Origin of the sequence: Halorubrum sp. SS7 (assembly GCF_005435055.1) — an archaeon.
Lineage (GTDB): Archaea > Halobacteriota > Halobacteria > Halobacteriales > Haloferacaceae > Halorubrum > Halorubrum salinarum.
The window spans coordinates 1-243 of sequence record NZ_SGXV01000602.1; the positions used below are offsets into that span (position 1 = coordinate 1).

Genomic DNA, 243 nt, shown 5'->3' on the forward strand with positions numbered 1-243 from the left:
CCTGACGACACCGCTCGACGATCACCTCCTGTGTCTCGGCGTCGAGACCGTCTTGGAGCGGTTCGGCGACGACGGGTCCGGCGTCGATCTCACCGCGGCCGTGCCCTTCCTCCGGACGCTCGGTCGCACCGCCGGGACCGAGCGAATCTGCCTCGGGCTCGGTCCGGCGGTGCCGTCCCTCCCGGACGCCGAGTCGGTCTCGAACTCGCTCCGGATCAGCGTCGACGCGCTGGACGGGGACGT

General features: G+C 71.6%; 1 protein-coding gene. It reads left to right on the forward strand.

The features are described 5' to 3' along the window. A partial coding sequence (locus EXE44_RS20565; RefSeq protein WP_158293524.1) for a hypothetical protein occupies positions 1–243 on the forward strand: 243 nt, incomplete at both ends.